This is a genomic window from Bacillus sp. CPT56D-587-MTF (assembly GCF_058792335.1).
In genome coordinates this window covers 4,462,388-4,478,166 of sequence record NZ_JBYTEF010000001.1, presented here as the reverse complement: position 1 = coordinate 4,478,166, position 15,779 = coordinate 4,462,388, and the positions used below count along the sequence as shown (strand labels likewise).

General features: G+C 34.3%; 15 protein-coding genes and 1 pseudogene. 12 read left to right on the top strand and 4 right to left on the bottom strand.

The features are described 5' to 3' along the window. Window positions 1-53: 53 nt before the first annotated feature. The 3 genes from AC3WVZ_RS23130 to AC3WVZ_RS23120 form a co-directional block, all read right to left on the bottom strand. Window positions 54-2,033 (bottom strand): ABC transporter permease, encoded by a 1,980-nt coding sequence (locus AC3WVZ_RS23130; RefSeq protein ID WP_000145051.1) that lies wholly within the window; start codon window positions 2,031-2,033, stop codon window positions 54-56. A 94-nt stretch (window positions 2,034-2,127) separates the two neighbouring features. Then, on the bottom strand, window positions 2,128-3,150 hold the full coding sequence (locus AC3WVZ_RS23125; protein WP_000765341.1) for a sensor histidine kinase: 1,023 nt from the start codon (window positions 3,148-3,150) through the stop codon (window positions 2,128-2,130). A gap of 2 nt (window positions 3,151-3,152) precedes the next feature. Continuing rightward, window positions 3,153-3,848, bottom strand: coding sequence for a response regulator transcription factor (locus tag AC3WVZ_RS23120; RefSeq protein ID WP_000276738.1), 696 nt, complete (start codon window positions 3,846-3,848; stop codon window positions 3,153-3,155). Between the two features lie 209 nt (window positions 3,849-4,057). Between AC3WVZ_RS23120 and AC3WVZ_RS23115 the strand changes: the two genes are divergently transcribed. The 3 genes and pseudogenes from AC3WVZ_RS23115 to AC3WVZ_RS23105 form a co-directional block, all read left to right on the top strand. Continuing rightward, on the top strand, window positions 4,058-4,330 hold the full coding sequence (locus tag AC3WVZ_RS23115; RefSeq protein ID WP_001070523.1) for an autorepressor SdpR family transcription factor: 273 nt from the start codon (window positions 4,058-4,060) through the stop codon (window positions 4,328-4,330). Further along, the gene (locus AC3WVZ_RS23110) at window positions 4,327-4,962 is read left to right on the top strand and encodes an SdpI family protein (RefSeq protein WP_065381954.1); all 636 of its coding nucleotides are present in this window, start codon (window positions 4,327-4,329) and stop codon (window positions 4,960-4,962) included. The genes AC3WVZ_RS23115 and AC3WVZ_RS23110 overlap by 4 nt, the downstream gene beginning before the upstream one ends. Window positions 4,963-5,096: 134 nt before the next feature. Next, window positions 5,097-6,466: pseudogene (locus AC3WVZ_RS23105) on the top strand (IS1182-like element ISBth7 family transposase); the annotation flags it as partial. A 136-nt stretch (window positions 6,467-6,602) separates the two neighbouring features. On the opposite strand, the gene AC3WVZ_RS23100 reads toward AC3WVZ_RS23105, so the two are convergent. Further along, a complete protein-coding gene (locus AC3WVZ_RS23100; protein WP_000377716.1) occupies window positions 6,603-7,475 on the bottom strand; it encodes an AraC family transcriptional regulator in 873 nt (290 codons plus the stop codon). A gap of 306 nt (window positions 7,476-7,781) precedes the next feature. Between AC3WVZ_RS23100 and AC3WVZ_RS23095 the strand changes: the two genes are divergently transcribed. From AC3WVZ_RS23095 to AC3WVZ_RS23055, 9 genes are all read left to right on the top strand, one after another. Then, complete coding sequence (locus tag AC3WVZ_RS23095; RefSeq protein WP_000859655.1) at window positions 7,782-8,552, top strand: ABC transporter ATP-binding protein; 771 nt, start codon at window positions 7,782-7,784, stop codon at window positions 8,550-8,552. Beyond that, complete coding sequence (locus AC3WVZ_RS23090) at window positions 8,539-10,488, top strand: ABC transporter permease (protein WP_000176150.1); 1,950 nt, start codon at window positions 8,539-8,541, stop codon at window positions 10,486-10,488. The genes AC3WVZ_RS23095 and AC3WVZ_RS23090 overlap by 14 nt, the downstream gene beginning before the upstream one ends. Window positions 10,489-10,631: 143 nt before the next feature. Next, window positions 10,632-11,210 (top strand): class I SAM-dependent methyltransferase, encoded by a 579-nt coding sequence (locus tag AC3WVZ_RS23085; RefSeq protein ID WP_001176064.1) that lies wholly within the window; start codon window positions 10,632-10,634, stop codon window positions 11,208-11,210. Next, complete coding sequence (locus AC3WVZ_RS23080) at window positions 11,210-11,809, top strand: DedA family protein (protein ID WP_000418945.1); 600 nt, start codon at window positions 11,210-11,212, stop codon at window positions 11,807-11,809. The genes AC3WVZ_RS23085 and AC3WVZ_RS23080 overlap by 1 nt, the downstream gene beginning before the upstream one ends. A 170-nt stretch (window positions 11,810-11,979) precedes the next feature. After that, window positions 11,980-12,327: a YxeA family protein gene (locus AC3WVZ_RS23075; RefSeq protein WP_000819387.1), complete on the top strand. Its 348-nt coding sequence runs from the start codon at window positions 11,980-11,982 to the stop codon at window positions 12,325-12,327. Window positions 12,328-12,403: 76 nt separating this feature from the next. Beyond that, a complete protein-coding gene (locus AC3WVZ_RS23070) occupies window positions 12,404-12,583 on the top strand; it encodes a hypothetical protein (RefSeq protein ID WP_000924676.1) in 180 nt (59 codons plus the stop codon). A gap of 154 nt (window positions 12,584-12,737) precedes the next feature. Beyond that, complete coding sequence (locus AC3WVZ_RS23065) at window positions 12,738-13,508, top strand: ABC transporter ATP-binding protein (protein ID WP_233935458.1); 771 nt, start codon at window positions 12,738-12,740, stop codon at window positions 13,506-13,508. After that, window positions 13,495-15,399: an ABC transporter permease gene (locus AC3WVZ_RS23060; RefSeq protein ID WP_233935457.1), complete on the top strand. Its 1,905-nt coding sequence runs from the start codon at window positions 13,495-13,497 to the stop codon at window positions 15,397-15,399. The genes AC3WVZ_RS23065 and AC3WVZ_RS23060 overlap by 14 nt, the downstream gene beginning before the upstream one ends. A gap of 120 nt (window positions 15,400-15,519) precedes the next feature. Further along, on the top strand, window positions 15,520-15,774 hold the full coding sequence (locus tag AC3WVZ_RS23055; protein WP_000404317.1) for a hypothetical protein: 255 nt from the start codon (window positions 15,520-15,522) through the stop codon (window positions 15,772-15,774). The last annotated feature ends 5 nt before the right edge of the window (window positions 15,775-15,779 follow it).

Below are 15,779 nucleotides of genomic sequence, written 5' to 3'. Positions count from 1 at the left end.
GATAGGGTGAAGATGAGAAGAGCATAAGAAATACTCTTTTCATCAATTTTGTTTTAAATATTTTGTCCACTCGTGTATTGTGATAATTTTTGCATATAAAGTGAACGAATGAATATGAAAAACACGATTTCAACGAATCCAAAAATAATAAGAACGGCTGAAACCTCTTTGAACAGAGATAAACCAATTACATCTTGTAGCATTTTTGTTGCAAACATTGTATGAATGGATGCCATAATGTACGGAATGAAAAATAAAATACTAAGTTGAATGGTTGCAGATCGTTTCATCTCTGTATCTGTTACACCGATTTTAGAAATCGTTATATATTTCTCTTGTTCGTTCGTCAAATCCGTATACATTCTAAAGTAAAGAACGCTACCAGCTCCAATGAAGAAAATAACTCCTAAAAAGGTCCCAATTAGGAAAAATGCAGCACTGCCTGATGTTATTTTGTATAACGATCCTGCTGATTCAAAGGAACGAATAAGAGGTCCTTCATACTGGGATTTATTTCGATCTTTTTGCACTTTTTCTATAAAATTATCAGCAATTTCATATGTCTGTTCCCAGTTTTGAATTTTGTAATTGTATGCTGATATATGCTTTACGGTGCTAGGTAAGTTATTTACGATAACATCAGGCAAAACTATCGTTTGATATGAAAAGCCAGATGGAATTGCATTCACATGCTCATAGCCTTTCACTCGTAATTTCGTATTTGTACTAGAGAGTGTAATGTAATCTCTTTTGTAGCTTTGCTCAAATTCGTTGAATATGGTGTTATAAGATGTCCCTGTTAGCACATATGCTTCGTTATCATCCATAAATAGTTGTTTCATTCGTAAAGAATCTGCAAGTTTGTTATAGTCACTTTGCTTAATTGCGTATACGTCATTATAAATAGCTATATCTTTATCTTCTTTTAGTGGTGTTTCATATATATCAGCTTTTATTTTTTGATAGGGGAAATGCTCTTTTTGTAATTGTTGCTCAAGCCAATTTAAATGCTCTGTAACAAAAGGGTTCGCATCATAAGAAAAATAAGAAATTGGAAAAGGAGAAGTTCTATTCACCTCTAGCTTAATAAATTTCCCGAATCCATATAGAAACGTAATCATTGTGAAAGCAATTGTAGATAGCATCGCTACAATAAACAGCATATTAATATTCGTTCGAATACGGCTCGCTAAATCCGAAATCCAAAGCATATTAATCCGTTTCATATAAAACTTTCTTCTTTTCTTTAAAATATAAATAAGTAAGAAACTAATTTGAGAAAAGAAAAAATATGTTCCGATTGTAACGAGCGTTGGAATGACGAAAATACTTGAAACCATATATATAACACCGATTTGCGGGCTTACTGATACGAAATATTTAGGATTTCCAGCTAACGCATAACCACCAAATAAACAAATCGCACCAAATAATGAAACAAGTATGGATGGTTTTCTTTCTTTTTGTTTTCCACCATTTGTTTTTAAAAGGTGTACTGCTTTTTTTGTACGAATAAGCATTGGTGTGAATGCAGATACAATGATAAAAAGACTAAGGAAAACAATGGTTGTTAAAATAAACGCGTTAGTAGGCCCGTATAAATATATTCCTGGAACATGGGTAAGTTTGGCTGTTACTAATAAGAAAAATTGAGAAAAAACAACTCCAAACTGCATGCCGAAAAAGATAGATAAAATCCCGATTAACATATTCTCCATAAAAATAAGACGATGTAATTGTTTTCTCGATATTCCTAAAATGGTCAAAATACCAAATTGTTTTTTTCTAACTTTTAAAAAAGTACCAATGGAATATAGTAAAAAGAAGAAAGAGAAAAATACAATTACTACTTCTGAAAATATCATTAATCCTGAAATTTCAGAGGTCATGTCAAAGTTTTGTAATTTCGGATGGAATAAGTAAACAGCAAACGAAAAGAACACAGCAATGGAAAAGGAGCTACTTACAAAGTAAGCAAAATAAGCTCTTGAGTTGCGCGTGACGTTTTTAAATGCAAATTGCCAAAATGTCATAGATTATACCTCCGGCTAGAAGATATAGAAGTAGTTGTATTGCAAAAAATGTATGAGAGTGAGTTCTCATACATTTTGCTTGCATATGTTACGATCATGCTTCGGTCACCTTCTCCGTATGTTCTGCTTGATTATTTGCAGCGTTGTGGAAGATGATTTTAATCGTCGTTCCTTTACCAACTTCAGAATCTAGTTTGACAGAGTGACCTAAATAATCACAAATTTTACTTACAATATAAAGGCCCATACCAGTAGATTCTCCGAATGCGCGACCGTTTTTCCCAGTGTAAAATGGTTCAAATACTCTTCGAATATCTTCTTGTGGAATACCAACACCTTCATCGCGAACTTCTAAAATAATATCTTTTCCGTTTCGGTAAGCAGATAAGAATACTTTCTTTCCGCGTTCCCCAGAGTAACGAACAGCATTTGTCATTAACTGATAGATGATAAATTTTAGCCATTTCGCATCAGAAGCAACTTTTAAATCAGAATGGACTTCTAAAACAGGGAAGACACCATTACGAATGAATAGTTCTTTTAATCCGTTAATATTTTTTGTTACCGTATCTTTTAATGAAATCGTCTCGACATGGAAATCTTCATGGAAGTTATTTAACCTAGCCATGTATAAAGCCATATCAAGTCCTTGGTTTAGACGCTCTAATTCTTTTTTAAACTTTGGAATTAAATGCTCGTCTTCCATTTCTAGCACCATAAGCTGCATAACAGAAACAGGTGTCTTCATTTGATGTACCCAATGGTTAATGAATAATTGATGTTCTTGTTGTTTTACTTCATACGATTGTAGTTCTTTTTGGAATAGACGGTACTGCGTACGTACGAGTTCATTGACACCGTGAGGCATCGGAGCAGTTGCTCTTTCAATAAACGCATCTTCCATTTTTTCTGGTTGCTCACTTAATCTATGGTACATTCTACGATTGCGAACGTAACGATAAGCGAGGAAACAAATAAATAAGTATAAACTTAAAACGACGAAGTAAAATTTATTATTTTGAAATCCGTCTACTGCATCATAAAGAACGAAAATGATACCGAAGTTTAATACGTACAGTAGAAAAAATGCAAAATGATCACGTAAAAATAGCTTCATGCTTATTCACTCCAAGTTGCGTTAAAGCGATATCCAAGTCCACGTACTGTTTCAATAGAGTTCTCAATGCCAAGCTCATTAAACTTTTTACGAAGACGTGTAATGTTTACGTTTAATGTATTTTCCTCAACGAAACTTTCGTCATCCCAAAGCGCAGCTAATAAATCTTCACGGCTCGCTGTACGAGGGAATTTAGATAATAACATTTCTGCTAAAATTGCCTCTTTCTTCGTTAAAAGAACTTGTTCAGATCCAAAATGAATTTCTGGACGTTCAGGGAATAGTTTTAAACCTTCTACTTCAACGATACGTTCAGAAATATTTGGTGCATAATCACCGTAAATACGGCGTAATTGTCCTTTAATTTTTGCCATTACAACGTCGTAGTGGAATGGTTTTGTAATGTAATCATCCGCACCGCTTTCAATTGCCATAATTTGTTCCATCTCACCAGCACGCGCTGAAATGAAAATAATTGGACAAGTAGATTCATGACGAATTTGACGGCACCAGTAGAAACCATCGAATTTCGGTAAGTTTACATCAAGTAAAACAAGATGTGGTTTCACTGCGTTAAACGATTCCATAATATCATCGAAATTCTCCGCTACCACAGCCTCATAACCGTACTTCTGAATGTGAGATTGCAGTAATGATGAAATATTTGGATCGTCTTCAACGATTAAAATTTTATACATATGTATATTCCTCCTCAAAAAAACAATTGTAGCTATAGTGTATCATGTGTTTCAAGTCTTTTCATTATGTTGAAAGATAAGCTAGTAAACAGTATAGGTTAAAAGTGAGAAAAGTAAAAAGGGCGCTGGATGAAATTGACAAATAACAGTAATTGGTTTAATATTTAGATAAATATCTAAATGTCTAATTATCGAAAGGAAGAAAGACATTGAATCAAGCATTCAAAGCATTAGCAGATCCAACAAGGCGAAAAATTTTAGACTTATTAAAAGAAGGCGATCTAACCGCTGGTGAGATTGCTGAACATTTCAATATGACAAAACCAAGTATTTCACACCACTTAAATGCACTTAAAAATGCTGAACTTATTCAAGATGAAAAGAAAGGGCAATTCGTTATGTACTCTTTAAACACAACGGTCTTTCAAGATTTATTGACTTGGGTGTTTACATTTACGAATAAGGGGGAAGAGGGGAAATGAAAAAGCATCTTTTTGCAATCTTATTAATTGTTATAACTTGTTTAGCTTGGGCGTTTGCTTGGCCACATTTACCGGATACAATTGCAACGCATTGGAGCGGCGGTAAAGTAGATGGATATTCTTCTAAATTGTATGGAATGCTTTCTATGGTTGGAATTATGATTGTTTTATATATTTTTCTAAACGTGTTACCAAAGATTGATCCAAAGAAAGCGAACTACGAGAAGTTTTCTAAAGCTTTTATGATGATGAATAACGGGATACTACTGCTACTATTTGTAGGGAATATAGATATTATTACAAGTGGATTAGGATACAATTTATTCATTAATCGCGTGCCGGAATTATTAGTGGGTATTTTATTTATAGCCATCGGAAACTATTTACCACAATGTAAACCAAACTACTTTGTAGGTATAAAAACACCGTGGACATTAAGTAACGAAGAAGTGTGGAGAAAAACGCACCGTTTTAGCGGAAAGGTGTTTGTTGCATTGGGGATCATTATGATTTTAAGTGTTTTTGCACCAGTGGCGTGGAAATCTTTCGTAATGGTTGGAATTATTATTGGTGCAGTAGGATTAACGATGGGATATTCATATATTGCTTATAAAAAAGAACTAAAAATGTAAATAAAGCTGCTTTTCCTTTTAGGGAAGAGCAGCTTTCAGGCTGTGGAGAAAGTCTTCTCCACAGCCTGTTTTTGTGTCTGAACCTCTTTTTATGTGTCAACACTGATAAAAAAGAGGAAAAGGAGAGATTTTTTATGATGGGTGCTTTAAAAAATCATCGTGATGAGCGTGTATCTGTTTCTGTAGAAGAGTTGGTTCCACAAGAACATTTCCTTCGTGCAATTGAAGCGACAATTAGTTTTGATTTTATTGAAGAGAAGTTACGCCCTTATTACTGTGAAAACAATGGACGCCCGTCCATTCATCCTATTGTTTTATTTAAGATGATGTTTATTGGATATTTTTACGGTATTCGTTCTGAGCGTCAATTGGAAAAGGAAATTAAAACGAATATTGCCTACCGTTGGTTTTTAGGGTTTTCTCTATCGGATACTATTCCGGATCACTCTACAATCAGTTGGAATCGTCGTACTCGTTTTATTCATACAAATATTTTCGAAGAAATTTTTGATGAGATTGTGAGACAAGCGACGGAGCACCGGATGGTAGGAGGACGTGCACTGATGACAGATTCTACACATATTAAGGCCAATGCCAATAAAAATAAATTTGTACATAAATATAAAAAAGAAAAAGCAAAGTTTTATATAGACGAGCTAGAAGCTGCGGTAATCGAAGATCGTGAGGTACATGGAAAAAAGAATTAAAACCTAGAAAGGAAAGTGATACCCCTACCAAAAAAACTCGTATAAGTACAACGGATCCAGATAGTGGATTTTTAATGAGAGATGGAAAACCAAATGGTTTTCATTTCTTGGATCATCGTACGACTGATGCGAAGTACAATATTATTACAGATACCTATGTAACGGCTGGAAATATGGCAGATTCCGAGCCGTATTTAGCACGCCTCCAAGCTCAGATTGATAAATTCGACTTCAAAGTAGAAGCTGTTGCCCTTGATGCTGGCTATTTTACAGGATATATCTGTAAGAAACTATCAGAACGGAATATATTTATGGTGATGGGGTATCGCCGATTTGGAAAACGGAATAAAGAAGTACCGAAAAGCCAATTTAAATATGTAGAAGAAATGAATGTTTTCGCTTGTCCGATGGGATGTATTCTAGAATATGTAACAACTGATCGTGAAGGATACCGTCAATACAAATCGAATCCAGAAGACTGCGCTGTTTGTCCGTTACGTGAGGTGTGCTTTTCAAAGAAACAAAAACAAAAAGTTATCACTCATCATGTGTGGGAGAAATATAAGGATATTGCTAGAAAAAACAAGCTAACAGCTACAGGGAAAAGGTTGTATAAAGTACGCTGTTCCACTATAGAGCGAAGCTTTGCAGACGCCAAAGAACTACATGGCTACCGCTATGCCCGGTTTCGAGGGCTGAAGTCTGTCCAAATGCAAGCTTATCTCACCGCAGCTTGTCAAAACATGAAAAAAATAGCCCTCCACCTGACCAAAAAGGGTCAGGTGGAGGGCTATTTTTTAAAATTCTATTATTTTATGTTGTTTTTATTCGCTAAAATCAAAAAAGATTCCAGAGTGTTGGGAACCCTAAAGGGTTTCCCAACACTCTGAAAGCTGCTTTTCCTTTTAGGGAAGAGCAGCTTTGTTTTTTTTATCACTTCTTCAAAACCGGTATCCAAATTTCACTTTTAAAGTTTGGAGAAGATATATCTTTCTGTTCATTCCACAATATTTCCGGTCCTTCCGCTAGTTCATAGTTCGAAGAAGGGAACCATTCAGAATAAATACGCCCCCACACATTTTGTAATGCATCAGGAAATAGACCGACAGCTTCAAATATAGCCCATGTTGAAGCTGCGACTTCAAGTTGCGCGAATTGCTCTGGACAATCCTTTGTTGTGGCTACTCCAATATAGTGATCAAGTTCTCCTTTTTCCTCCATTCTTCCTTCAGAAAAATTAGTAGAAGCACTAATAATTCCAGTAGGTTCAATGTTCGAAAGGGATTTTAATGTTTGAATAGACTCTGGGTTTAAACTTTTCCACATAGAAGCAATTTCTTCATTTACACCGTTAAAAACGATTGGTACTCGTTTTGTAATACCTATAATTCGAAATGGCTCTTTTTCTTCAATTCGATAATTCATTTCATTTCCTCCTTGAATGGATAATTGGAAGGTCATTGGTGAATAAGCCTTCAAAGAATGGCTACTATTTCGGGCTTCTGAAGGTGTTATACCGTGCAAGTTTTGAAATGCACGAGCGAATGAATCTGGTGAGTTGTATCCATATTTTATAGCGATATCAATGACTTTTACATTGCTGTTTTTTAGTTCAAAGGCAGCGAGAGTAAGACGTCTACAGCGAATATAATCAGATAGTGATATACCTGCTAAAAACGAAAACATTCTTTTAAAGTGATACTCAGAACAAAGAGCTAGCCTCGCAACTTCTTTAAAATCAATTTCATTCGTAAGGTTATCTTCAATATAGCGCATTGCAGCATTCATATTTTTAAGTGAATCCATATTATGACCTCCTCTGTACATAGAATAGCAGGAACGAAATAGCTCCATCCGACATTTCGTGCACAACTTTGTAGGTGCATTTTTTACCTTACAAAATTGTAATGTTCCTGTAAGGAGAATGAATGGATGGTATGATATCCCAATGTTATAGTAACAAAGTACTTTAATTCATTACGTTAACTTTTTGATTTCTTTACTTATGTGCCTTACATAACTGTCATGTTTGTGTAAGAAACATCGATAGTGGCAAGAGTAGAGAGTGTATATAGTTGAAAATAGAGAATAGAAGAAATGAGGGATGTCGAGATGAAAACAGTATTAGAAGCAAAAAATATTGAAAAAGTATATGACACGGGTGGTAATAAATTTGCAGCGTTAAAAGGTATTAACTTACAAGTAAAAGAAGGTGAGTTCGTTGGAATTATGGGACCTTCTGGTTCTGGTAAGACGACTTTACTAAATGTTCTTTCTACAATTGATAATGCGACGAACGGTGAAATTTTAATTGATGGAAAAGATATTGTGAAAATGAATGATGATAAGTTAGCATTATTCCGCCGCGATCATTTAGGCTTCATTTTCCAAGATTATAACTTATTAGATACATTAACAGTGAAAGAGAATATTGCTTTACCACTTGCGTTATCAAAGGTGAAAGCGAGTGAGATTGATCGCCGCGTTCTTGAAATCTCAAAGAAATTTGGCATTGATCATATTTTAAGTCAGTTCCCATATCAAGTATCTGGTGGACAGAAGCAGCGCTGCGCAGCATCACGTGCAATCGTTACGAATCCAAGTATGATTTTCGGGGATGAGCCAACTGGAGCGCTTGATTCTAAATCTGCAACAGATTTACTTGAAAGTATGAAGTCATTAAATGAATATGATAACTCAACAATTTTAATGGTAACGCATGATGCATTTGCAGCAAGTTATTGTAAACGAGTTATTTTCATTAAAGATGGTGAACTATATAAAGAATTGCACCGCGGTGAATCGACGCGTAAACAGTTCTTCCAAAAAATTGTTGACGTAATGTCTTCTATTTCTGGAGGTATGGCTGATGACCTTATCTAGCATTGCCCTCCGCAACATACAGCGGAACTTTAAAGACTACTTTGTATATTTCGCATCTATGATTTTTAGTATCGTTATTTATTTTACATTTAAAGCACTGCAATATAATTCACAAATGGAAAAAGCAGCAGAAGCTTCTAAAAAGATTAGCGGAGCGTTCCAAGTTTCCAGTGTGATGCTTATCATTTTCGTAGCGGTGTTCATTATATATTCGAACGGATTCTTTACACGTAAACGTAAAAAAGAAGTTGGCTTATATTCGTTATTAGGTATTCGTAAAAGACAAATTGGTAAAATGCTCTTTTATGAAAATATGTTAATGGGATTAATGTCATTAGTAATCGGGATTGCGATTGGTAGTGTCCTTTCGAAATTATTCCTTGAGTTATTAGTAAATATGATGGGATTAAATTTAAATGTTCATTTTGAAGTACCGATGGCTGCTATTATTGATACAGCAATTATTTTCTTTGTGATTATTTTATATACATCACTTCAAGGATATCGTTTAATTTATCGCTTTAAGTTAATTGAACTTTTCCGTGCAGAACGTGAAGGAGAAGCAATGCCAAAAGGATCTGTCATCATGGCATTAATTTCAGTTTTCTTAATCGGTTCAGGTTATTTTTTAGCGCTAATGTACATGAAAGCAGTTATGTATGCAGACTTTATGGTCGTTGCATTATATATTTTATTAGCGACAGTAGCAGGGACTTATTTACTGTTCATGTTCTTCACAGTATTTGTATTGAAACGTGCAAGAAATAATAAGTCAGCATTTTATAATGGTATGAATATGGTAACGACATCGCAGTTACTATATCGTATTAAAGGAAATGCGAAATCATTGGCGACAATCGCTATTTTAAGTGCAGTTACATTAACAGCGGTTGGTACGTCAGTTACGATGTATTACAATACATTTACGCAATCAAAAGTTGCTGCGCCGTATAGTTATTCCTATGAGAAAAAAGATGCAGCATTAGATAAAAAAGTAAATGAAATACTTGCTGGAGAGAAGAATAATCACCCAGTCACATATGAATCAGAAGTTGAAATGATTCCTGTGAAAGGAACATTTAAAGGTGAAAGAGCTGATCAAGTTCTGAACACACACTATAATGTTACGAATCAGTACCAGCTTATTTCTCAATCAAGCTTTAATAAACATGTGAAACATTTAGATGTAGAACCTGTAAATTTGAGTGCGAATGAAGCTTTCGTATATGATAGCTTATATATTGAGAAACTTGATTTTGGTCCTCTTTATACAGGAAATACAGCTGTATTCCCTGTTGGAAATGAGTCAAAAGAATTAAAAATTAAAGGTGTAAATAATAGAAGCCTTACAAATTTAAATGAACTATTTGTAATCGTTCCTGATAAAACATATGAGCAAGTGAAACAAGTAAACGAAACGCGTACTGTAAAAAATATTGATGTAAAAGGTGAGCGAAATAGTAAAGAGTTAACAGCAAAATTAGCAAGCATTATGCCAGCTGGAGAATCAGAAGTTTTAAAACCATTTAACGATTTCTATACAGGATTCCAAATGGGGCTTGAAACGACAGGCTTAATGATGTTTATTGGGTTATTCTTAGGATTAGTATTCCTATTAGCAACAGGCTCAATCATTTACTTTAAACAATTAACAGAAGCAAGTGCTGACCGTGATCGTTACATTGTCCTTCATAAAGTTGGTGTAACGAAGCAAGAAATGAAGAAAGCTATCGCAAAACAAGTAAGCTTTATCTTCGCTATTCCGTTAGTAATCGGTATTTTACACAGTTTATTTGCACTAAAAGGTTTATCAAATATATTACCATTTGAAATTATGATTCCTCTTCTCATTAGTATTGGAGTATACGGTGTCATCTATATTGGATATTACTTCTTAACGGTTCGTTCTTATTATAAGATCGTGAGTGCGAAGTAATAAGGGGCAGCTATCGCTACACGCGATAGCTGTTTTTTTTATTCTTCATAAAATCTTAAGAAACTTCCTCAATTTTTATTAAGAAACGATAGTTATACTTAGACACAAGTTAAAAACTATCGAACGAATGAGGAGAGGTTTACATGCAGCTCATTACATTTTTACATGAATTTATAAAGCATCCAAAACATACTGGTGCAATTGCGCCAAGTTCAAAAATATTAGCAAAGAAAATGGTCGATGTAATTGATTTTAATAAAGCGAAATGTATTGTAGAGTTAGGGCCTGGCACAGGGGTTTTTACGAAAGAGATTATGAAGAGAAAAAAGAAGGAAACGATATTTCTTCTTATTGAAATTAATGAAGTATTTTTCAAAGAATTAAAAAGAAAGTTTAAAGATGAGCAGAATGTCATTGTTGTACACGGTTCAGCTGAAAATATAAAGAAGTATATGGAGGAGCTCAATATAGAATGCATTGATTACGTTTTATCAGGGTTGCCTTTCACTTCTTTACCAGAAGAAGTTTCAAAGCGCATTTTAAATAATGCGATGGAAGCGATACATGAGAATGGTGAGTTCATTACATTTCAATATTCACTTGTGAAAAAAGGGTTTATACAGCATTTCTTCCCTGAAATTACACTAGAAAAAGTATGGCTCAATTTCCCGCCAGCCTACGTCTTTAGTTGCAAAAAAGAACTAAGGAGAGCATATGCATAATGGAATTACATGAATTATTATCTTATATTGAACAATACGGTTATTGGGCTTTATTTTTCTGTTTATGGTTAGGGATTATCGGTATGCCAATTCCAGATGAAATGATTGTTATGAGTGGTGGTTTCGTATCTTCAGTAGGTATATTAAGTGTTGTTCCTTCATTCGTATTAACATATTTAGGTGTTGTATCAGGGCTTTCTTTAGGATATATATTAGGGAAGGTTTTTGGAACGAAGGTACTCCATAAATTAGTGAAAAAGAAAAAAGCGAAGTATTTGATGAAATCACAAGAAATGGTTGATAAATACGGACAGTACGCGTTAGTTACAAGCTATTTCATACCAGTTGTAAGACATATCGTACCGTATTTAGTTGGAATGAATAACATGTCATTTAAGACGTATGCATTGTATTCTTATACGACAGGATTTGTTTGGACACTCGTTTATTTTGTGCTCGGTTCTTTATTTGGACAACATATTGAAAGGATTGTAGCAGCTGCGATAGAGTATGGTTTGTATTTTGGCGGGAGTATTGCATTGATTGTGAGTGTGTTTTATTTTTACAGACAAAAAAGAAATACAGTGATGAGTAAATAAAGGAGGCGGCAGCCTCCTTTTATTATTAATATGGCTTTATTTATCGAAGTGCTGATGCAAAGCCCTGTGACATTAAGAAAAAGTTAAGAAACCGCACGAGTTTTTATTAAGAAATGCTCTCTATACTTAGAAAGGTCTTATAGAAAAACATAATGAAAGGCGGAATATAGATGAAAAGATTTATTTTAGGATCATTACTTGTCATCATAGCAGGAGCGGCATATTTGTTAAATGGGAGTGCTACAGTAGATTCCATGAATCCGTTTCTTAAATTAGAATATCGTTATGCGGTAATTGATAACGATGGAAAAGATTTAGGTGGAAATAAAGGCCGTGCATACACAGTGAACACATATGATAAGGATGGAAACGAAAAAGAGATAACAATTGATGGAGTGGATACATTGCAAAAAGGTTCCTACTGGCATGTAATTACGAGAGGAAAGTCTGTGCACGATAAGGTACAAATAGAAGAAGAAATAATTCCTGATGGCGCGAAGGTGAAGTTAGGATTGTAAGTATAAACCCGGTTCTAGATGAGAGAATCGGGTTTGTTGTTTTATGGTAAAATGATAAAGGGGGAGGGCGAGAGGTATGCTACTCATTGTTAGCCTTATATTAATTGGGATTATGTGCAGTATGAGAATAGTATCCTTACATATGATAGAGCGACAAATGATAGAAGAGCGATATGTATATTGCCCAAAATGTGATGCGAAAATTAGAAAAGGGAATTCGGCTCCTTTTTGTTCGAAATGTAATTTAATATTTTAACTATATTAAATCCAAAATCACTTTATGTGGTTTTGGATTTTTCTTTTTAAGAAAATATTAAGAAACCCCGTCACTATTTGTTAAGAAAATGTATCTATACTGAATTCTGTTGCTTAAAGAGAACATCACGAATTATAACAGGAGGTACAAATAGATGAAAACAATGTTAGAAGCGAAAGGGATTTCGAAAATATATGATACAGGCGGGAATACGTTTGAAGCGTTGAAAGATATTCAACTGCAAGTGAAAGAAGGAGAGTTTGTCGGTATTATGGGACCGTCTGGTTCTGGTAAGACGACACTTTTGAATGTACTTTCTACTATTGATACGGCTTCAAAAGGTGAGATTTTAATTGATGGAAAAGATATTGTGAAGATGAATGATGATGAATTTGCACTTTTTCGCCGTAATCATTTAGGATTTATTTTTCAAGATTATAACTTATTAGATACGTTAACAGTGCGAGAAAATATTGCATTGCCACTTGCTTTATCAAAGGTGAAGGCGAGAGAAGTAGAATCTCGCGTTGAGGAGATTGCAAAGAAGTTTGGGATAGATCATATTTTAAATCAGTATCCGTATGAAGCTTCAGGCGGACAAAAACAACGCTGCGCGGCATCAAGAGCGATTGTAACAAATCCAAGTATGATTTTTGGAGATGAGCCAACTGGTGCGCTTGATTCGAAGTCAGCGACGGATTTATTAGAAAGTATGAAGACATTAAATGAAAAAGATCTTGTAACGATTTTAATGGTAACGCATGATGCGTTTGCGGCAAGTTATTGTAAACGAGTTGTATTTATTAAAGATGGAAAGTTATATAAAGAATTACATCGCAAAGAGATGACAAGAAAACAGTTCTTCCAACAAATTATTGATATGATGTCTTCAATCTCTGGGGGTGCGACAAATGAGCTTATCTAGCATCGCCCTTCGTAATATAAAACGAAATTTTAAAGATTATTTTATATACTTTGCTTCCATGATTTTTAGCATCGTCATTTATTTTACGTTTAAGGCGCTTCAATACAATTCACAAATAAGTGAAGCTGGAGATAACATCGGCCGAGGATTCCAGCTTGCGAGTGTAATGCTTATTATTTTCGTTGCAATATTTATTATATATTCGAATGATTTCTTTACACGAAAGCGTAAGAAAGAAATAGGTGTTTATTCTTTACTTGGTATTCGAAAAAAAGAAATAGGTAAAATGCTTTTTTATGAAAACATGTTAATGGGTTTATCATCGTTAGTAATCGGAATTGTAATAGGTAGTTTACTTTCAAAAGGATTCCTAAAGCTACTTTTAAATATGTTAGAGCTACATGTAAATGTTCATTTTGAAGTACCAGTTGGAGCGGTTATAGATACAACAGTTATTTTTTGTCTCATCATTTTATACACATCGTTTAAAGGATACCGCGTTATTTATCAATTTAAGTTAATCGAGCTATTCCGTGCAGATAACGAAGGCGAAGTCATGCCAAAAGGTTCGAAAATAATGGCTTTCATTTCTTTATTATTAATTGGATCAGGTTATTTCTTGTCAGTAACGGCTATAAAAAATGTGAGCGGTGATAACTTTATGCCCCTTGCATTTTACATTTTATTAGCGACAGTACTTGGAACGTATTTATTATTTATGTTCTTTACCGTTTTTGTATTAAAAAGAGTGCGAAATAAAAAATCCGCATTTTATAACGGAATGAAAATGGTTACGACGTCTCAGTTACTATACCGCATTAAAGGAAATGCAAAATCGTTAGCAACAATTGCCGTATTAAGCGCAGTAACGTTAACGGCGGTTGGAACTTCTGTAACGATGTATTACAACACATATATGCAGGCGAAGAAATATCATCCAGTTAGTTATTCTTATGAAAAGAAAGATATGGAATTAGATCGTAAAGTAAATGAGATTTTAAAAGAAGGACAGAATGAAGTCATTCATCAATATGAATTAGAGACGGTAAAAGTAGTAGGAGAATACAGTGATGGCACTTCATTACAATCAAGAACAACAGAACTTATCGCACAATCATCATTTAATACAATCGCAAAATATTTAAATGAAGAAACTTTAGGTTTAAAGAAGAACGAATTGTATGCATTTGATGGCATGTACAGTGAAGGTAAGAGAGATAGTGGCGTATATAAAAATCGAAAAGCTACCTTCCCAATTGAAGAAGTAGCACCAGTACAAGTGAAAGATGTACAAGCAAAAAACATTACAAACTTATATGAACTTCTAGTTGTCGTTCCGGATGAAGTGTATGAGCAAGCAAAGAAGACAATTGGCTCTCATACTGTGAAAAATATTGATGTGAAAGACGAAAGAAATAGTAAAGTATTAACGGAGAAATTAAAGAAAGTAATATCGGAAGAAGATGCAGAAGGAAGAGAGCAATTCAGTGACTTCTATACAATATTCCGCAGCGGTATTGAAACGTCAGGGTTAATGATGTTTAGTGGTATATTCTTAGGACTTGTATTTTTACTTGCAACAGGCTCTATTATTTATTTCAAACAATTAACAGAAGCACATGCAGATCGTGAACGTTACATCGTTCTTCGAAAACTCGGTGTCACGAAAACAGAAATGAAAAAAGCCATTGCGAAGCAAATGAGATTTATCTTCTTTATTCCTTTAGTAGTTGGTATATTACACACTTTATTTGCGCTCAAAGGATTAGCGACAGTTATTCCATATGAAATTGCAGTTCCGTTACTAATTAGCATCGGGGTGTATAGTGTTATTTATATTGGTTATTATTGCTTAACAGTTCGTTCTTATTTCAGGATTGTTAGTAAATGAAAATAAGGTATACAGTTTTTGAAAAAGCGAAAGAGAGCATAGTGAAAATTATGTTCTCTTTCGCTTTTTTTAGTTAAAATGAGGTGTGCATGAAAATGGTATTTAAATGGAGTGTTACATTTGGAAATTCTTATCATAGCAGGATGTTTATTAATTGGTATCACTTTAATCAGTTTCAGTATTTATCGATTTGTAAAAGAATTAAAAGAAAAAAATTCAAAGAGAGAGAAATGGAAAGTAGTAGCTGGAAATTTGATAGAGTTATTTAGTGATCCATTGCACGGAGCGCCATTCTATTTTTTAACTGGGGGTCTCTTTTTGGTAATCGGACTGTTATTTCTTTCTATGGGAATGGGCTGGCTTGAAATTGATTAAGGCGT